15 protein-coding genes and 2 pseudogenes are annotated in these 17,726 nt (G+C 70.9%); 11 read left to right on the forward strand and 6 right to left on the reverse strand.

Features of this window, described 5'->3' with window-relative positions; translation table 11 throughout:
• Positions 1 to 6: 6 nt before the first annotated feature.
• From QFZ74_RS02470 to QFZ74_RS02490, 5 genes and pseudogenes are all read left to right on the forward strand, one after another.
• Positions 7 to 732 carry a phosphatase PAP2 family protein gene (locus QFZ74_RS02470; protein ID WP_307619128.1) on the forward strand — a complete coding sequence of 242 codons (726 nt, stop codon included), beginning with the start codon at positions 7 to 9 and terminating at the stop codon, positions 730 to 732.
• 77 nt (positions 733 to 809) lie between these two features.
• Positions 810 to 1,499, forward strand: a complete 690-nt coding sequence (locus tag QFZ74_RS02475) for an HAD family hydrolase (RefSeq protein WP_307619129.1) — start codon at positions 810 to 812, stop codon at positions 1,497 to 1,499.
• 136 nt (positions 1,500 to 1,635) lie between these two features.
• A complete protein-coding gene (locus tag QFZ74_RS02480) occupies positions 1,636 to 2,307 on the forward strand; it encodes a TetR/AcrR family transcriptional regulator (RefSeq protein WP_307619130.1) in 672 nt (223 codons plus the stop codon).
• 207 nt (positions 2,308 to 2,514) lie between these two features.
• Positions 2,515 to 3,866: pseudogene (locus QFZ74_RS02485) on the forward strand (FAD-dependent oxidoreductase).
• Positions 3,867 to 4,017: 151 nt separating this feature from the next.
• Positions 4,018 to 5,454 (forward strand): nucleobase:cation symporter-2 family protein, encoded by a 1,437-nt coding sequence (locus QFZ74_RS02490; RefSeq protein WP_307619131.1) that lies wholly within the window; start codon positions 4,018 to 4,020, stop codon positions 5,452 to 5,454.
• Here the strand turns inward: QFZ74_RS02490 and QFZ74_RS02495 are convergent.
• Positions 5,371 to 5,727, reverse strand: coding sequence for a helix-turn-helix transcriptional regulator (locus tag QFZ74_RS02495; RefSeq protein ID WP_307619132.1), 357 nt, complete (start codon positions 5,725 to 5,727; stop codon positions 5,371 to 5,373). The two genes, QFZ74_RS02490 and QFZ74_RS02495, sit on opposite strands and share 84 nt — an antisense overlap.
• A gap of 196 nt (positions 5,728 to 5,923) precedes the next feature.
• Between QFZ74_RS02495 and QFZ74_RS02500 the strand changes: the two genes are divergently transcribed.
• Positions 5,924 to 7,003 (forward strand): NADH:flavin oxidoreductase/NADH oxidase, encoded by a 1,080-nt coding sequence (locus QFZ74_RS02500; RefSeq protein ID WP_307619133.1) that lies wholly within the window; start codon positions 5,924 to 5,926, stop codon positions 7,001 to 7,003.
• A gap of 47 nt (positions 7,004 to 7,050) precedes the next feature.
• Here the strand turns inward: QFZ74_RS02500 and QFZ74_RS02505 are convergent, their stop codons facing one another.
• Positions 7,051 to 7,833, reverse strand: a complete 783-nt coding sequence (locus QFZ74_RS02505) for a PaaX family transcriptional regulator C-terminal domain-containing protein (RefSeq protein WP_307619134.1) — start codon at positions 7,831 to 7,833, stop codon at positions 7,051 to 7,053.
• An 82-nt stretch (positions 7,834 to 7,915) separates the two neighbouring features.
• On the opposite strand from QFZ74_RS02505, the gene QFZ74_RS02510 reads away from it, so the two are divergent.
• The 5 genes and pseudogenes from QFZ74_RS02510 to QFZ74_RS30375 all read left to right on the forward strand — a co-directional run bounded on the left by QFZ74_RS02510 (position 7,916) and on the right by QFZ74_RS30375 (position 13,543).
• Positions 7,916 to 9,601 (forward strand): acyl-CoA dehydrogenase family protein, encoded by a 1,686-nt coding sequence (locus QFZ74_RS02510; protein WP_307619135.1) that lies wholly within the window; start codon positions 7,916 to 7,918, stop codon positions 9,599 to 9,601.
• Positions 9,602 to 10,170: 569 nt separating this feature from the next.
• Positions 10,171 to 11,256 carry an exo-alpha-sialidase gene (locus QFZ74_RS02515; RefSeq protein WP_307624025.1) on the forward strand — a complete coding sequence of 362 codons (1,086 nt, stop codon included), beginning with the start codon at positions 10,171 to 10,173 and terminating at the stop codon, positions 11,254 to 11,256.
• Between the two features lie 563 nt (positions 11,257 to 11,819).
• Positions 11,820 to 12,044: pseudogene (locus tag QFZ74_RS02520) on the forward strand (DsbA family protein); the annotation flags it as partial.
• Positions 12,045 to 12,131: 87 nt separating this feature from the next.
• The gene (locus QFZ74_RS02525; RefSeq protein WP_307619136.1) at positions 12,132 to 13,154 is read left to right on the forward strand and encodes an LLM class flavin-dependent oxidoreductase; all 1,023 of its coding nucleotides are present in this window, start codon (positions 12,132 to 12,134) and stop codon (positions 13,152 to 13,154) included.
• A gap of 164 nt (positions 13,155 to 13,318) precedes the next feature.
• Complete coding sequence (locus QFZ74_RS30375) at positions 13,319 to 13,543, forward strand: DsbA family protein (RefSeq protein ID WP_373462460.1); 225 nt, start codon at positions 13,319 to 13,321, stop codon at positions 13,541 to 13,543.
• 33 nt (positions 13,544 to 13,576) lie between these two features.
• On the opposite strand, the gene QFZ74_RS02530 is transcribed toward QFZ74_RS30375, so the two are convergent.
• The 4 genes from QFZ74_RS02530 to QFZ74_RS02545 all read right to left on the reverse strand — a co-directional run bounded on the left by QFZ74_RS02530 (position 13,577) and on the right by QFZ74_RS02545 (position 17,722).
• On the reverse strand, positions 13,577 to 14,530 hold the full coding sequence (locus tag QFZ74_RS02530; RefSeq protein ID WP_307619137.1) for a DUF5996 family protein: 954 nt from the start codon (positions 14,528 to 14,530) through the stop codon (positions 13,577 to 13,579).
• Between the two features lie 249 nt (positions 14,531 to 14,779).
• Positions 14,780 to 15,112, reverse strand: coding sequence for a thioredoxin (gene trxA, locus QFZ74_RS02535; RefSeq protein ID WP_307619138.1), 333 nt, complete (start codon positions 15,110 to 15,112; stop codon positions 14,780 to 14,782).
• A 37-nt stretch (positions 15,113 to 15,149) separates the two neighbouring features.
• Positions 15,150 to 16,118: a thioredoxin-disulfide reductase gene (gene trxB, locus QFZ74_RS02540; RefSeq protein ID WP_307619139.1), complete on the reverse strand. Its 969-nt coding sequence runs from the start codon at positions 16,116 to 16,118 to the stop codon at positions 15,150 to 15,152.
• 524 nt (positions 16,119 to 16,642) lie between these two features.
• Entirely contained in the window at positions 16,643 to 17,722 is a 1,080-nt protein-coding gene (locus tag QFZ74_RS02545) for an NAD(+)/NADH kinase (RefSeq protein WP_307619140.1), read from the reverse strand.
• Between the last annotated feature and the right edge of the window lie 4 nt (positions 17,723 to 17,726).

A 17,726-nucleotide genomic window follows, 5' to 3' on the forward strand; every position in this document is an offset into this window, starting at 1 on the left:
CACAGGATGGCTCAACCGCCCCACGACACACCGCCCGTTGCCACCTCGCCCCACCATCCGGTGCACCGCGCCGCCGTCAGCGTCGCCGCCGTTCTCACCGCGTGTTCCGCACTGCTCCTGACGCTGGTGGCGATCAGATGGCGCCCCCTGATGTCCGTCGACGGCGATGTCGCCGGCACCACCCACCGCTGGGCGGTCGACGACCGCGGCCTCACGCACGCCTTCCGCATCCTGACGGACTGGGTGTGGGACCCGCTGACGATGCGACTGGTGTGCGCGGCGGCCGTCGTGTGGCTGGTGTGGCGCCGGTCGGCCTGGTGGACGGCCCTGTGGCTGGCGGTGGTCTGTGCGCTGGCCGCACTGTTCCAGCAGTTGCTGAAGGCCGCCGTCGACCGCCCCCGCCCGGTCTGGCCGAACCCCGTCGACTCCGCCCACTACTCGGCCTTCCCCTCGGGGCACGCCATGACCGCCACGGTGGTCTGCGGACTGCTCCTGTGGCTCCTGCACCACCTGGGCGCCGGGCGCGCGCTGTGGCGTACGGCGCTGGTCGCGTCCGTGGTGTCCGTGGCCGGGGTCGGCCTGACCCGGGTGTGGCTGGGCGTCCACTGGCTCTCGGACGTGATCGGCGGCTGGCTGCTCGGCGCGCTGGTGGTGGCGCTGGCCGTGGTGGCGTACGAGTGGGGGCGGGGCCGCGCCGCGGCGCACCCGGACCGCCGGACTCTTCGTCACTGATGGCGAAGTGCCCTACGCCCGGCTCCCACCGCACCGGCGGCGACCATGCGGGGGCCCCGCGCCGCTACAGTCCCCGCATGACTGCCGTACTGCTCGACTTCTCCGGAACCCTCTTCCGCGCCGAGTCCGCCGAGTCCTGGCTGCGCGCCGTGCTGACCGAGGCCGGCATCGCTCTTCCCGAATCCGAACTGGTCCAGACAGCACGGACGTTGGAGAGCGTCGGGGCCCTGCCGGGCGGCGCGTACCCGGACGAGATACCGGAGGATCTCGCCGAGGTGTGGGCGGACCGCGACCGGAACTCCGAGGCGCACCGGGCCGCGTACACCGGCCTGGCCCGTCGCGTGCCGCTGCCCGATGCCGCGCTGTACGACGCGCTGTACGACCGGCACAAAACCCCGGCCGCCTGGTCCCCGTACCCCGACGCGGCGAAGGTGCTGAGCGTCCTCGGCCAGCGGGGTGTCCGTGTCGGTGTGGTCAGCAACATCGGGTGGGATCTGCGCCCGGTGTTCCGTGAGCACGGGCTCGACGCGTACGTGGACGCGTACGTGCTGTCGTACGAACACGGCGTCGAGAAGCCGCATCCGCGACTGTTCTCGCTGGCCTGCGAGGCGCTCGGCGCCGATCCGCGGGACGTGTTGATGGTCGGCGACAGCCGACCGGCGGACGGCGGGGCGGCCGCGCTCGGCTGCCGGGTGCACTTCGTGGACCCGCTGCCGGTGGCCGAGCGGCCGGACGCGCTGCTGCCGGTCCTGGACCTGGCGGGCTGACCGGACATGCCGTTCGTCTGAGGCGCTCCCCCGTGCCGCCCCAGACGAACGGCAGCCCTGAACAGGCCCGCACGAAGGCGTGACCTGACGCCCTGAGTATAGTTGGCTGACAGCCAGTCAACGCAGGAGTTCCAGCATGTCCCCGCGCAGCGCCTCGGTCAATGAAGAATTGCGGCGGCGCTCCCGCGAGCGGCTTCTGCAGGCGGCGGTCGAGGTGGTCGGCGAGCGCGGGTTCGAGGCCACGACGCTGAGCGCCATCGCCGACCGGGCGGGTTCGGCCCGCGGACTGGTCTCGTACTACTTCCCCGGCAAGCGCCAGCTGGTCCAGTCCGCCGTGCACCGGCTGATGCACCGCACGCTGGAAGAGGCGCTGGAGCGCGAGCCGCGCACCGAGGACGGCCGGGAGCGGCTGGCGCGGGCCATCGACGCGATCCTCGGTCTCGCCCGGGACCGGCCCGTGCTCATGCGCCAGCACATGGCCGGACTCCTCCAGGCCGAGGGGTTCGTGCAGTGCCCCGAGCAGCGGCGCCTGTCCGAGCTGCTGAGCGACACCGTCGCCCGGTACGGCTCGCAGGACGTCTCCGCCGACTACCTGATGCTGCGCTCCCTGCTCATGGGCGCGGCGTACTCGGCCCTCGTTCCGGGGGTGCCCATGCAGGTTCCGGTGCTGCGGGCCGAGCTGTTCCAGCGCTACCGGCTGGACTGGGACATGGGCGTGCCGCCGGAATCCGAGCCGGTCGGCGGGGCGTGCGAGCAGGACCTGTCGCGGTTCTTCGCCACGGACGAGCAGCGGGATCCGCAGGAGTAGGGCGCCGAGAGGAATAGGGCGCCGAGAAGGGCCGTGAGACAGGCGTCCTGCCGTCGGCCGCTCGTCGCGCACGGAACGTAACCCCATCATCACATTTACGACGACACGGACACGCCTCCGCGATACTCCGCCGGACCCTGTCAGCGGGGCCGTCGCGGTGCGATGCTGGAGCTACCAGCGCTCCCCCGCAGGGTTAGGAGCACCGCCGTGCTGCGTGTCGCTGTCGTCGGCTCCGGGCCGAGCGGGTGCTACACCGCCCAGAACCTGGTCCAGCAGGACCCCGACGTACGGGTCGATGTCCTGGACCGGCTGCCGTGCCCGTACGGTCTGGTGCGCTACGGCGTGGCGCCGGACCACGAGAAGATCAAGTCGCTCCAGGGGAATCTGCGGTCGGTGCTGGAGCACGACCGGGTGCGGTTCCTCGGCGGCGTCGAGGTGGGCGGCGGCAGTCCGCTGAGCGTGGAGGCGCTGCGGGACATGTACCACGCGGTCGTGTACTGCGTGGGGGCGGCGACCGACCGGCATCTCGGCATCCCGGGCGAGGATCTGCCGGGCAGCTGGTCGGCGACCGAGTTCGTGTCCTGGTACAGCGCGCACCCCGATGCCATCGACGAGGACTTCCTGAGCGGCGTCCGGTCCGCGGTGGTGATCGGCATGGGCAACGTCGCGGTGGACGTGACGCGCATGCTGGTGCGCGCGGTCCGACGGAGCTGAGCCCGACCGACATGCCGCAGGCGCCGCTGGACGCGCTGGCCGCGAGCGGCGTCGCCGAGGTCCACATGGTCGGCCGGCGCGGCCCCTCCCAGGCCCGCTTCACCACGAAGGAACTGCGCGAGCTGGGCAGCCTGCCCGACACCGAAGTCACCGTGGATCCGGCCGAGTTGGCGCTGGATCCAGCGTACGAGGACCCCTCCGCGCTGCCCGCGCCCCAGCGGCGGAACGTGGAGGTGCTGCGCGAGTGGGCGTCGCGCACGCCCGGGCAGGCGCCTCGGCAGATCCGGCTGGACTTCTACCTCCGGCCGGTCGAGATCCTCGCGGACGACGACAGGCGGGTGGGGGCGGTGCGGTTCGAGCGGACGGTGCCGGACGGGCGCGGCGGGGTGACGGGCACGGGTGAACACGTGGACATCGAGGCGCAGTTGGTGCTGCGGTCGGTGGGCTATCGCGGAGTGCCGCTGGACGGGCTGCCCTTCGACGCGGTGAACGGCACGGTGCCGAACTCCGCGGGCCGGGTCCTGCGGGACGGCTCGGCGTCGCCGGGCGAGTACGTGGCCGGGTGGATCAAACGCGGCCCGACGGGCGTCATCGGGAGCAACCGTCCCTGCGCCAAGGAGACGGTGACGTCCCTGCTCGAAGACGCTCCCGCGCTCGCGGGGAAGGACGTACCCGAGGATCCCGTCGCGGCGCTTCGGGCGGCGGGTGCCGAGCCGGTCGAGTGGGGTGGCTGGGTGGCGATCGAGCAGGCAGAGGCGGACCTCGGGGCCCGGCTCGGGCGCGGTGTGGTCAAACTCGCCGACTGGGACTCGCTGCTGGGCGCGGCGCGGTCGGCGGACGCGTAGCCGGGTCGGTCGGACGCGGACGGAACGACCGCGACACACAGCCGCAACATCGCGGAAATCAACGGACAGTTCAGGGCCCTTACGGTCTCGTGGCGTTCACCCTTACGGTCTCGTGCTGTTCGCATGACGCCCTGCTCGCTCTGGAGTTCCCATGGCCTCGTCCGCCCCGGACCGGATAGCCGGTCCCGCCGGTCCCCCCGGCTCCACCGATCCCGTCCATCCCGTCGACCAGGTGCCGCCCGTACGGCAGTTGGCCGCCTTCGGGCTCCAGCATGTGCTCGCGATGTACGCGGGCGCGGTCGCGGTTCCGCTGATCGTGGGCAGCGCGATGAAGCTGCCGCCGGCGGATCTGGCGTATCTCATCACCGCCGATCTGCTGGTGTGCGGCATCGCGACGCTCATCCAGTGCGTGGGCTTCTGGCGGTTCGGCGTACGGCTGCCGATCATGCAGGGCTGTACGTTCGCCGCGGTGTCGCCGATGGTGCTCATCGGCACGACGGGCGGCGGACTGCCCGCGATCTACGGCTCGGTGATCGTCGCGGGGCTGGCGATCGTGCTGCTCGCGCCGGTCTTCGGGCGGCTGCTGCGCTTCTTCCCGCCCCTCGTCACCGGCACCGTGATCCTGATCATCGGCATCTCGCTGCTCCCCGTCGCGGCCAACTGGGCCGCGGGCGGCGTCGGTTCGCCGGACTTCGGGGAGCCGAGGAACCTGGCGCTCGCGGCGTTCGTGCTCGCGGTGGTCGTCGGGGTGCAGCGGTTCGCACCCGCGTTCCTGAGCCGCGTCGCGGTGCTCGCCGGCATCGCCGTCGGGCTCGCGGTGGCCGTTCCTTTCGGGTTCACGGACTTCGGCCCGGTCGGCGAAGCGGACTGGGTCGGGATCAGCACGCCGTTCCACTTCGGCGCGCCTGAATTCCGCGCCTCGGCGATCGCGTCGATGCTGGTCGTGGCGCTGGTGACGATGACCGAGACGACCGGTGACCTGATCGCGGTCGGTGAGCTGACCGGGCGGAAGGTCGAGCCGCGCCCCCTGGCAGACGGGCTGCGCGCCGACGGGCTGTCGACCGTCCTCGGCGGGGTGTTCAACACCTTCCCATACACGGCGTACGCGCAGAACGTGGGCCTGGTCGGGATGACGCGGGTACGCAGCCGCTGGGTGGTCGCCGCCGCCGGCGGCATCCTCGTGCTGCTCGGTCTGCTGCCCAAGCTGGGCGCGGTGGTGGCGGCGGTTCCCGCCCCCGTCCTGGGCGGTGCGGGTCTGGTGATGTTCGGGACGGTCGCGGCGAGCGGGCTGCGGACGCTGGCCCAGGTCGACTTCAAGGGCAACAACAACCTGACGGTGGTGGCCGTTTCGGTGGCCGTCGGCATGCTGCCGGTCGGGGTGCCGACGGTGTACGAGAAGTTCCCGGACTGGTTCCAGACGGTGATGAACAGCGGCATCAGCGCGGGCTGTCTGACGGCGGTCGTACTGAACCTGCTGTTCAACCCGCCGGAATCGAAGGCCCGTTCAGCCGCCGTCACCGAGGCCGACGGCCTGCCGCTCGGCGGCGGCGAGGACGCTGTCGAGCAGCCCGGGAAAGAGGTCCTCTAGGTCGTCCCTGCGCAGGCCGTTCAGCTTGGCCGTGCCCCGGTAGACCTGCCGGATCACTCCGCTCTCGCGCAGCACCCGGAAGTGGTGCGTGGTGGTCGACTTGGTGACCGGGAGATCGAAGGCGGAGCAGGAGAGCTCGTCACCGTCGGTGGCGAGCTCTCGCACGATCTGCAGTCGCAGCGGGTCGGACAGCGCGTGCAGCACGCCTTCGAGGCGGATCTCGTCGCGCTCGGGGTGCGGGAGCTCGCGGCTGGTCGCGGCGGTACTGGTCACGGCGGCTCACCTTCGTCGTCGGCACCCCATTGTACGAGATCCTTCGTAGTTCGGCATGTCTCGTAGTTTGACATCTCCCATAGTTCGACAGCCCTCGTAGTTTGACATCTCCCGTACTACGATGCCTATCGTACGAGGGACCACCGACCCCGCGTGCCGCCGGTCGGCGAATGGCGAACGACGAATGGAGTCAGCCGTGAGCGCGCTCTTCGAGCCGTACACCCTGCGTGACGTGACCATCCCCAACCGGGTCTGGATGCCACCGATGTGCCAGTACTCGGCGGCCCCCGAGGGTCCGCTGGCCGGCGCTCCGAACGACTGGCACTTCGCCCACTACGCGGCGCGCGCCACCGGCGGCACCGGCCTGATCATCGTCGAGGCCACCGCTGTCTCGCCCGAGGGCCGGATCTCGCCGTACGACCTGGGCATCTGGAACGACACCCAGGTGGAGGCGTTCCGGCGGATCACGCGCTTCCTGTCCGAGCAGGGCACGGTGCCCGGCATCCAGATCGCGCACAGCGGCCGCAAGGCCTCGACGGACCAGCCCTGGAAGGGCGGCGAGCCGGTGGGCCCCGAGGCGCACGGCTGGCAGCCGCTGGGCCCGAGCCCGGTGGCATTCGCCGACGGCCACCCCGTCCCGGACGAACTGACCGTGGAGCAGATCAAGGAGATCGTCGGCCAGTTCGTGGCCGCGGCCCGCCGCGCGCTCGACGCCGGTTTCGAGGTCGCCGAGCTGCACGGCGCCCACGGCTACCTGATCCACTCGTTCCTCTCTCCGCACTCCAACCACCGCACCGACGCCTACGGCGGCTCGTACGAGAACCGCACGCGCTTTGCGCTCGAGGTCGTCGACGCCGTACGGGAAGTGTGGCCAAAGGACAAGCCGCTGTTCTTCCGTATCTCCGCGACCGACTGGCTGGAGGAGAACGGCTGGACCCCGGACGACACCGTGCGCTTCGCGAGCGAGCTGCACGCGCATGGCGTCGACCTCCTGGACGTCTCCACCGGCGGAAACGCCTCCGGCGTCCGCATCCCGACCGGCCCGGGCTATCAGGTCCCGTTCGCCGCGCGGGTGAAGGCCGGGACGCCGATGCCGGTCGCCGCGGTCGGCCTGATCACGGAGGTCGAGCAGGCGGAGAAGATCGTGGCCAACGGCGAGGCCGACGCGGTACTGCTGGGCCGTGAGCTGCTGCGCAGCCCGTCCTGGGCGCGGCAGGCGGCGCGGGAGCTCGGGGCCGATGTGCGGGTGCCGGAGCAGTATCACCGGTCCGTGTGAGTCCGGTTCGACGGAAGCTGACACGTACGGCCGTCAGCCGTGGGCCGTCAGCCGTGGGCCGTCAATGGTGCCACTCCCCGCCGGGCCACCGATCCGGTGAGCTCTCGCTGGTAGTCCGCGTAGGCGGTGCGCAGGGCGGTGCCCGGCCAGTCGGCGGGCAGGAGTTCGGCGGGAAGCACGGGGTCCGTGAGCAGGTGCCGTACGACCGCCGCGAATCCGGTGAGGCGGTCGGCCGGGAGGTCGGCCGCCGTCACATGGGTGTGCAGGGCGCGGGCGGTGGTGGCCCAGCCGTCCAGCAGCCACAGGCCGGCCGCCAGCTCCCGCGGGGAACCCTCCGGGCGGGCGGTGTACGACTGCGCCACCCGCCCCAGATCGTCCGGCAGGGGCCGGCTCAGATTGGCGGGACGCAGCCAGACGCCCTCGCGGAGTTCGGCCAGCCGCAGGGCGGCCAACCTCGCGCGCAGCTCGGCGCGTTCGGCGGGGACGCGGCCGGTCGCCGTGATCACGACCATCTCCCAGTCGCCGTCCCACGCGCGCGTGCGCGGGTGCAGAGCGTCGTCCTGGCGGCGCTGGCGGGCGAGCAGCCGCTCGCTGAGGCCGTAGACGGCGTCGGTGCGCCGCAGGTCGCCGGAGGCCACCATGCGGCTGAGCGCGGCCCGGAGTGTCGAGCCGCCGACGCCGAACGGCTCGACCAGCCGGACGAGTTCCTTCACCGGCAGCTCCGGCGGGTGGCTGCCCAGCAGCAGGCTCAGGACGACCGACCGCGCGGACAGCGGTCGCAGGTCGAGCTCACCGGATTCCCCGGGCTGCACTGTCACGTTCATCCGCATGGGCCCGTACTGTACGTGCGCTTTCCACCTCGTTTCATATTGCAGCATTGCTACGGCCGCACAGCAGGTGCAACATAGCCTTATGGTCTCGACACCCGCGCCCGCTCAGCCTCAGACGCCGGCCCAGCCGCAGTCTCCGTACGCCACGCACGACGTCACCAACCAGGCTCCTCCTCTGCCGCCGTACGACGCCTCGCAGGACGCGGCCCTGTTGGAGGGCCTGCGCCGGGAGGGCGCGGGCTGGGCCGAGGCGGGCATCCGGGAGCTGGGCCTGCGGGCCGGCAGCGCCGAGGCTCAGGAGTGGGGCGAGCAGGCCAACCGGCACGAGCCGGAGCTGCGCACCCACGACCGGTACGGCATCCGGATCGACGAGGTCGACTTCCACCCCAGCTGGCACCGGCTGATGCGGGTCGCGGTCGCCGAGGGACTGGCGGGCGCGCCGTGGGCGGAGGACCGGTCCGGCGCCCATGTCGCCCGTACCGCGGGCGGGTTGGTGTGGGGGCACACGGAGGCCGGCCACGGCTGTCCGACGTCGATGACGTACGCCGCCGTCCCCGCGCTGCGTGCCCAGCCGGAGCTCGCGAAGGTCTACGAACCGCTGCTGACCAGCCGGGAGTACGACCCCGGGCTGCGTGTGCCCACCCAGAAGCGCGGTCTGCTGGCCGGGATGGGCATGACCGAGAAGCAGGGCGGCTCCGACGTCCGCACGAACACCACGACGGCCACGCCCACCGCCGAGCCCGGGGTGTACACGCTGCGCGGGCACAAGTGGTTCACGTCGGCGCCGATGTGCGACGTGTTCCTCGTCCTGGCCCAGGCCCCGGACGGGCTGTCGTGCTTCCTGGTGCCGCGGGTCCTGCCCGACGGCACCCGCAACACCTTCCGCGTCCAGCGCCTGAAGGACAAGCTGGGCAACCGGTCCAACGCGTCCTCCGAGCCGGAGTTCGACGGGACGGTGGCGTGGCTGGTCGGGCCCGAGGGGCGCGGCGTGAAGACCATCATCGAGATGGTCAACTGCACGCGGCTGGACTGCGTGATGTCGTCCGCGACTCTCATGCGCAAGACGCTCGTCGAAGCCGGTCACCATGTGCGGTACCGCAGCGCGTTCGGGGCGCGGCTCATCGAACAGCCGTTGATGCGCAACGTCTTGGCGGATCTGGCGCTGGAGTCGGAGGCGGCCACGACGCTCACGCTGCGGCTGGCGGGGGCGGCGGACCGGGCGGTGCGCGGGGACGCCGGGGAGCAGGTCTTCCGGCGCATCGCCACCGCCGTCGGCAAGTACTGGGTCACCAAGCGCGGTCCGGCCTTCACCGCGGAGGCTCTGGAGTGCCTCGGCGGCAACGGGTACGTGGAGGACTCCGGCATGCCCCGGCACTACCGGGAGGCCCCCCTGCTGTCGATCTGGGAGGGCTCGGGGAACGTCAACGCCCTCGACGTGCTGCGGGCGCTCGGCCGTGAACCCGCCACCGCGGAGGCCCTGTTCGCCGAACTCGCCCTGGCGCGGGGGGCGGACACCCGGCTGGACGCCGCCGTGAACCGGCTGAAGGACCGGCTGGGCGACGCCGACCAGATGGGCGCCCGCAGGCTGGTGGAACTGATGGCCCTGACCCTGCAGGCCTCCCTGCTGGTCCGGTACGCGCCGTCCGCCGTCGCCGACGCCTTCTGCGCGAGCCGACTGGGCGGGGACTGGGGGTACGCGTTCGGAACTCTGCCCGGTGGAACGGACCTTGACGCGATTCTCGGCCGCGCACTGCCGGATCGGGACTGAACTCACGCGTTCCAGGGCGTGGTTCGGTCACCGCGTCTCACCCCGTCGTCCGGCCGCCCCGCGGTCCCAGCCGCGCCCACTCGGCGTCCCACTCCGGTGCCGGCCCGGCTGCCAGGGGCGACGCGGCCTGACCGGTGTGCGGGCTGCCGTCGGCGACGCTCCAGCGCACCGGCGCCCACACCGGTTCGCCCGTGGTGGCGCCGTGGGCACCGGGTTTCGCGCCGAGGGTCCCGGCGCCACGGTGGTGAGCCGGGCGGTGACCGAGCGCCGGTCCGTACGTTCCTGGGGCAGGGCGTGCTCGACCGCCGCGTCCTCCTCACGCACGGGCGGACGGACGGGCCCGGGCCGCCGTCCTCCCCCACCTGAGTTGTTTTCGCGTTGCTCAGCTTCCGGTCGGCGGCCTTGCTCACACTCGGGCCCCGGAGCCACACGACAGGCCGACAAGACGGCTCTGACCTGCACAGACGCCGCCGCTCTGGGGCACTGTCAGTGGTGGGGTGCAGACTGGCCGGTGTCGTGAGAACTACGTGAGACCTATCTGTGACGACGACGTCCCGGAGGCGATCGGCATGACCGAGGTACTGCTCGCGGTGGGCACCCGCAAAGGCCTGTTCATCGGGCGACGACGAGGTGGCACCTGGGAGTTCGACGAACGCCCCTGCTTCAACGCCGAGGCGATCTACTCGGTCGCCATCGACACCCGCGGCGACAGCACACGGCTGCTGGCCGGCGGGGACAGCGCCCACTGGGGCCCGTCGGTGTTCCACTCCGACGACCTGGGCCACACCTGGACCGAACCGGCCCGGCCCGCCGTCAAGTTCCCGCAGGACACCGGCGCCTCGCTGGAACGGGTCTGGCAGCTGCACCCGGCGGCGGCCGAGCCGGATGTGGTGTACGCGGGTACCGAGCCGGCCGCCCTGTACCGCTCGACGGACCGCGGAGAGAGCTTCGAGCTGGTCCGGCCGCTGTGGGAGCACCCGACGCGCTCCAAGTGGGTGCCGGGCGGCGGCGGTGAGGGGCTGCACACGATCGTCAGCGACCAGCGCGATCCGCGGGCGGTGACCGTCGCCGTCTCGACGGCGGGCGTGTTCCGCACCACCGACGGCGGGGCGAGCTGGGCTCCGTCCAACTCCGGTGTGCAGGCGGTGTTCCTGCCGGACCCGAACCCGGAGTTCGGCCAGTGCGTGCACAAGGTGGCCCAGGACGCGGTCGATCCGGACCGGCTGTACCTCCAGAACCACTGGGGTGTGTACCGCAGCGACGACGCGGGCGCGCACTGGACGGACATCGGCGACAGCCTGCCGTCCACGTTCGGCTTCGCGATGGCCGCGCATCCGCGCCGCGGTGACACGGCGTACGTCTTCCCGATCAACGCGGACAGCGACCGGGTACCGGCCGGCCACCGCTGCCGGGTCTACCGCACGTACGACGCGGGCAAGTCCTGGGAGCCGCTGACGTCCGGGCTGCCGACCGGCGACCACTACGGCACGGTGCTGCGCGACGCCCTGTGCACGGACGACGCGGATCCGGCGGGCGTGTACTTCGGCAACCGCAACGGCGAGGTGTTCGCCTCGGCCGACGACGGCGACACGTGGCGGCAGTTGGCCGCGCATCTGCCGGACGTACTGTGCGTGCGCGCGGCCGTCATCGGCTGAGCGTGCCCGCCGGTGCCTGCCGCTCCCGCTCTGGACGAGGACGCCCTCCGCCCCGCCGCGCAGGGCTTCCAGCGGGGGCTGCCCCTCGAACGGGTCCGTGCGCGCCGTCGAACTGGGCATTCGCGGTGTGCCCCACTTCGTGATCAACGGGCACACGGCGATCTCGGGTGCCCGGGACGTCGAGGAGTTCGTACGGGTCCTCATCGAACAACCGGACGGCCGCAGGCCGTGGCCGCGGTTCTCGCGTACGTCTCTGAGGATGTCTCTCGGGTCCGAGCTATGCGGCGTTGCCGGGGCCGGGGCACCCGACGGTTGTCCGGCTCACCCAGAACCTCACACATGGGTCCCGTCGGCAGCGCACCGACCGACTCCAGTCTGCGACGATCGCCTCCAGCTCGGCGGTGACCGTCTTCGGCGGGCCCGGCTCGGCAGGCGCGATGCCCGTGTCTGGCGGAGTCCGGAGGGGCCCGCGTATTGCCTCCGTGTGACCTGCGAGCACCGAACATGATCACCGATATGACCGGCGCCACCCCGTCGGAGACCGGGCAGACCGCCTGTTCCGAGTGCCCGTGGACCGGGACCGCGACCATGTCCGCGGCCCGCGTGACGCCTCGGTCACCGTGGTCGAGTACGGCGACTTCGAGTGCCCGTACTGCGGCCAGGCCGAGCCCGCCCTGCGCGACCTGCTCGCGGGCGTCGACGACGTCAGCTACGTCTGGCGCCATCTGCCGCTCCACGACGTGCACCCCCACGCCCAGCTGGCCGCCGAGGCCACGGAGGCGGCGGCCCGACATTTAGCCGCATAGCGGTGGCGGGCTGGTCAGGTGTGTGGGAGTCTCATGATCACCTGTGTCTCATTCGAAAGACCAGCTGACATGACACCATCGCGCGTTCCCCTGTCGATCCTCGACCTCGTACCGGTCGCCTCCGGCACCGATACACCCACCGCGCTCAACCAGTCCGTGGAGCTGGCGCAGCTAGCCGATTCGCTCGGCTATCACCGGTACTGGTACGCCGAGCACCACAACGTCGTCACGTTCGCCTCCTCGGCGACGTCGCTGCTCATCTGCAGGGCGGCCGAGAACACCAGGCGTATCCGGCTGGGGTCGGGCGGCGTCATGCTGCCCAACCACAGCCCGCTGATGGTGGCGGAGTACTACGGCACGCTCGCCGAGATGTTCGGTGACCGCATCGACCTCGGGCTGGGCCGTGCCCCGGGAACGGACCCGGTGACGGCCGCCGCGCTGCGCCGTGGCACCGCGGCGCAGGACACGTTCGTCGAAGACGTCGTCGAGCTGCACAGCTACCTCAGTTCCCGCGACGCGGGACCGGCATCGGTGAAGGCGCTGCCGGGGCAGGGGACCGAAGTCCCGCTGTGGATGCTCGGATCGAGCCTCGACGGCGCCGCGGTCGCCGCCTACCTGGGGCTGCCGTACGCGTTCGCCTCGCACTTCGCCCCTCAGCTGCGGCACGAGGCGCTCGCCCTGTACCGCTCACGCTTCTCGACAGAGTTCATCACCGCCGAGATCAAGCGGCCCTACGCCATGGCAGGCGTCAACGTCCTCGTGGCACCGACCGACGACGAGGCGCACTATCTGTTCACCACGGCCCAGCAGATGGCCGCAGGCATCCGCACCGGCCGGCGCGGCCCGCTGCCACCGCCGGTCAAGGACCTGGCGGCCGCGCTCAGCCCTGAGGTCGCACGGTTCGTGGACGACTTCCAGCAAGTGCGCGCGGTCGGGTCCCCGGAAACGGTCGTCGACGAGCTCAAGGCGATCGTCGCCGACCTGGAGGTCGACGAACTCATCATCACGACCTACACCCATGACCCAGCGCACCGGTTGCGTTCGTTCGCGCTGCTCGCCGAGGCATGGGGCCTCCCCGGCCACGTCGATTGAGGCGTACCGCCGACGGGACGTATGCGTGATGTCCTGGATGAGCCGGACATCCGTGGGATGCCCCGGTCCGGCAATGCCGCAGCAGCGATGGCAAGGATCTTGATGGTGCTGTCGGGCGTCGACTACTGGACGCTCGCCAACGGCACCAAGCACCCGAGCGGGTAATCGTCGAAAAGCTCGGTCTGGACGTCGAGGGCCTACACCGGGCTTTCAGCACCCACGAGTTCGCGCAGCGCATTCAGGACGACATCGACGGAGGCATCCGTAGCGGTGTCAACGGCACTCCGTCGTTCTTCATCAACGGTCAGATGTATCAGGTGAAGGGCAGCTTCCACGAACTCGCCGACCCGATCGGCCGGCTCATCGCCCAGTCGCGTGCTTCTTCGTGAATGAGAAAACGGAGGCACGCGAGGCGGGTCGGTTCAGTGGTGTTGGGCCCGCACGACCTCCGGTGGGGTCTGGCTCATGTACCAGCCGTCGACGCGGGGACCGACGAGGTCGGACGGCCAGCCCGCCAGGTCGACGGCGGCGGCGTACACGGCGTCACCGAACGCCACGATGGCCTGTAGCGGGTCGGCCGTCTCTCCCAGTTTGTCCCATGGCAGCAACACCAGACCGGCATCGGGGTGCCAGGCGGCGCCGTCGACGCCCCAGGAGCGGTTTTCGAGTCCGTCCGGCTGGGGCCAGATGTAGGCGTACATCCCGGCGCTCGGGGCGCTGGCGTCTCCGAAGGCGAATCCCACCGCCACATACGCGTCGAGCTCGCCGTTCTGCTGGAACGGCGGACGGTGGGGCGACGGCTCGGCGGGCTTCGCACTGTGCCGCGTCGCCGACAGGTCGAAGCCACCCCACATCACACCGACCCGAGGATGGTTCCCGAGAAAGGGCGCCTGCCACGCCTCGAGCCCCCTGGACGCGAGGCTCCACGCCTCCCACATCAGCCGAGCCGCCTGAGGATCCCAGGTGTGTTCGACGTGATCGTCCTGGAAGGTCGGCGCGGACCCCGGAATCTCGCAGATCAGCGTGGTGCGCGGCCGGTGTATGCCCAGCTCGGCCGCCGCATCGCAGAACGCCTCGTAGAACGAGGCGACGGACCCCTTGGCCAGTGAAACGGTCCGCGAGCCCGTATCGGCCTCGATGACCACGTCGCCGTCGAGCAGACGGTAGTGCACCGAGAAGGTCGCCCCCGGCTGCCAGAACGTCGGCGTCCGAAGCCCGCGGGGGGTGACGTCGAGCACGATGTTCCCCCAGCCGACTTCGAAGGGCGCGTCGAGGGTGTATTTGCCCGCGACCTGTACGACTCGGTTGACGTATCCGATCGTGGGCGCCAGATCGTCGTAGATCAACGCGGGCCATACATGGTGACGTTCGCTCATGCTGAGCCCTCCCAGGTGCCGCGCTGCGGATGGAACGCCCTCGGATACGCCATTTTCGCCCGCAGCGCGGCGCGTGGCGAACGGAGCCGTGGCGAACGGAGCCGTTCCGGGGGCCGTGGCGGAGCACGACGCACGAAGCGACGGTCTGCCCACCAGCCCGCACCGGCCGCAAACCCCTTCGTACGCGCAAGCGCCGGTCGGTCTGCGGCCTTGACGTAGCGTGTGGCGTCGGCTCGACGGCGCCGCCGGTTACTCGGTGATGAACGGCTCGAGGTCGCGGACGAGCGCGGCCTTCGGCTTCGCGCCGACGATGGTCTTGGCGACCTTGCCGCCCTGGTAGACGTTCAGGGTCGGGATCGACATGACGCCGTACTTGGCGGCCGTAGTCGGGTTCTGGTCGATGTTGAGCTTGACGACCTCGATCTTGTCGCCGTACTCGGCCGCGATCGCTTCGAGCGACGGGGCGATCTGGCGGCACGGACCGCACCACTCGGCCCAGAAGTCCACCAGGACGGGCTTGTCGCTCTTGAGGACGTCCTCGTCGAAGGAGGCGTCGGTCACGTTCTTCACGGTGCCGGCCACGGCGGGCTCCGTGACTTGATCTTGCGGGCGGAGTAGGTCAGGCAGGGATCTTCTCGGGCTCGGGCCTCTCCACGTCCGCGCGTGCGGCGAGGAAACGCTCGGCGTCGAGAGCGGCGGCGGCGCCGGTGCCGGCGGCGGTGATCGCCTGGCGGTAGGTGTGGTCCACGACGTCACCGGCGCCGAAGACACCGGGAACGTTGGTCCGGGTGGAGGGAGCGTCGACTTCGAGGTAGCCCTCGGGGTCGAGGTCGAGCTGGCCCTTGAACAGTTCGGTGCGCGGGTCGTGGCCGATCGCGATGAACAGTCCCGTCACCGCCAGGTCCGAGGTCTCGCCGGTCTTGAGGTTGCGCAGCTTGAGGCCGGTGAGCTTCGGATCGCCCAGGATCTCGACCACTTCGCTGTCCCAGATGAACTTGATCTTCGGGTCGGCGAAGGCGCGCTCCTGCATCGCCTTGGAGGCGCGCAGGGTGTTCCGGCGGTGGATGACCGTCACAGACCTGGCGAATCGGGAGAGGAAGGTGGCCTCCTCCAAGGCAGTGTCACCGCCACCGACCACGGCGATGTCCTGGTCCCTGAAGAAGAACCCGTCACAGGTGGCGCAATAGGAGACGCCGCGGCCCGAAAGCGCGTCCTCATTCGGAAGCCCCAGCTTGCGGTACTGCGAGCCGGTGGCCACGATGACGGACTTCGCCTTGTACACGTTGCCCGCGGAGTCGGTGACGGTCTTGATGTCACCCGTCAGGTCGACCGAGACGACGTCGTCCGGGTTGAGCTCAGCACCGAAACGCTCGGCCTGCGCGCGCATCTTGTCCATGAGCTCGGGGCCCATGATGCCGTCGGGGAAGCCCGGGTAGTTCTCCACCTCGGTGGTGTTCATCAGCGCACCGCCCGCGGTGACGGCACCCTCGAACACGAGGGGCTTCAGCGACGCGCGCGCGGTGTAGAGCGCCGCCGCGTAACCGGCGGGCCCGGAGCCGATGATGATCACGTTACGGACGTCGCTCACGGCTTGATTCCTCGTCTCTGGACTGCGTCGATCCGACCGGCGGGAGTCCCTCAGAGCATGCCGTGCGGAGCCCATGCGTCGGTGTCCTCGACCGGTGCCGCCGCGCCACCTCAGCAAGTTCTCCAGCAGCCAGGGGGCAGCGTCCGCGGTGCCGTTGAGCCGCTCTTCCTCGTTGCTGAACGCGGCCATGAGATCGGGGTCGTTGGTGCCGTCGGCGTCCAACCGGTAGTCGACGCCCGGCGGCAACCATCAGGAACCTTGCCATCGCTCTGCTCGCTTCCTTCCCCGGGGGTTGGCCGCCGTCACGGATGGGTGGGTTCGGCCTTGCCCGAGTACTGCAGTGACAGCCGATTCATCCAGAACACTACCGATATGATCGGCTGGGCGGCATGCTGGCGCCGACCACTGGCCAGCGGCCCAGCAGACGCGCCATAGGAGGAGGTTGGGCCCGCCTCCCTCGGGTGCTACTCATCGCCGTCGACCCCACCGTGATCACAGGCAGTTGATCGGCAGGATCGGCAGGATCAGGCCAGCGGGTGCCCGTTGCTCTTCCTGGGACCGGTGGGCAGCGCGAGGTGGGCGACATCGTCCGGCGGAGGCGTGGTCGCCGGCCAGAGCGGGGCGGCTCCGCCGTCGGCCACGGCGGCGGGCGCGTCGGTGAGGTTCATGCGCTCGCGCAGCCGCGTGTAGAAGTTCATGGGGCCGAGCCGTACCACCCGCAGCCTGCGGGACGCGGCGTACACCCCGATCCAGTCGCCGGGATTGAGCAGACCGCGTACCTGGCCGTCGATGCTGACGGCGGCCGGGCCCGAGCGCTTGAGGACCCGCAGCGCGATCGGCTCGTCGGGGGCTGCCAGCACTGAGCGGTTGAACGCCATGTGCGGCGCGACCGGCGTGAACAACAGCCCTTCCGCGCGCGGGGAGACGACCGGGCCCCCGGCGGCGAAGCTGTACGCCGTCGAGCCCGTGGGCGTGGCCACCATCAGCGCGTCGGCGGAGTAACAGGCGAGCAACTGCCCGGCGATGTAGACGCCCACCGACACCTGACGCTCCCGCGTCAGCCGCTCCACGACCACGTCGTTCAGCGCGGTGACGTTCATCGCGATGCCCCAGTCGTCACTGGCCTCGCAGTCCATGCGCACTCTCGGCGGCGGCAGCAGCGGACCGCGCCCGTAGCGCACCAGCGGCTCCATGTGCTTGGGCACCTCCAGACGGCACGAGGTCCGCAGGGTCAGCAGCATCCGGCTCTCCACGTCGAACCGGCCTTCGAGCACGGTGTCCAGGGCCGTACCCACTGCCGGTGCGGGCACCTCGGTCAGGAACCCGACGCGCCCGAGATTGACTCCGAGGATCAGGGCGTCGCTCTCGGCCGCCAGCCGTGCACCGCGCAGGAAGGTGCCGTCGCCGCCGAGAGTGACGATCAGGTCCGGATCGTGCGCAGCGTCGACCTCCGTACGGGCGTGGTGCCGCTCGCCTTCGCGCCATACGTCGATGTCAGTGCATGCCACCGCGTGCTCGGCGCACCATTGGCGTACGGCCTCGGCCGCGGCCACGGCCGCCGGCCGTCCGGTGTGGACGACCAAGCCGATACGGTTCACCGTCATACCC

This window comes from Streptomyces sp. V3I7 (genome assembly GCF_030817495.1).
In the GTDB taxonomy this organism is placed as follows: Bacteria; Actinomycetota; Actinomycetes; order Streptomycetales; family Streptomycetaceae; genus Streptomyces.

Bases quoted from the DNA above. Each gene is read 5' to 3' on its own strand.
- QFZ74_RS02545 (WP_307619140.1), bottom strand. From the start codon at position 17,722: ATGACGGTGAACCGTATCGGCTTGGTCGTCCACACCGGACGGCCGGCG.
- QFZ74_RS02470 (WP_307619128.1), top strand. From the start codon at position 7: ATGGCTCAACCGCCCCACGACACACCGCCCGTTGCCACCTCGCCCCAC.
- QFZ74_RS02525 (WP_307619136.1), top strand. From the start codon at position 12,132: ATGACACCATCGCGCGTTCCCCTGTCGATCCTCGACCTCGTACCGGTC.
- QFZ74_RS02480 (WP_307619130.1), top strand. From the start codon at position 1,636: ATGTCCCCGCGCAGCGCCTCGGTCAATGAAGAATTGCGGCGGCGCTCC.
- QFZ74_RS02510 (WP_307619135.1), top strand. From the start codon at position 7,916: ATGGTCTCGACACCCGCGCCCGCTCAGCCTCAGACGCCGGCCCAGCCG.
- QFZ74_RS02475 (WP_307619129.1), top strand. From the start codon at position 810: ATGACTGCCGTACTGCTCGACTTCTCCGGAACCCTCTTCCGCGCCGAG.
- QFZ74_RS02490 (WP_307619131.1), top strand. From the start codon at position 4,018: ATGGCCTCGTCCGCCCCGGACCGGATAGCCGGTCCCGCCGGTCCCCCC.
- QFZ74_RS02515 (WP_307624025.1), top strand. From the start codon at position 10,171: ATGACCGAGGTACTGCTCGCGGTGGGCACCCGCAAAGGCCTGTTCATC.
- QFZ74_RS02505 (WP_307619134.1), bottom strand. From the start codon at position 7,833: ATGCGGATGAACGTGACAGTGCAGCCCGGGGAATCCGGTGAGCTCGAC.
- QFZ74_RS02530 (WP_307619137.1), bottom strand. From the start codon at position 14,530: ATGAGCGAACGTCACCATGTATGGCCCGCGTTGATCTACGACGATCTG.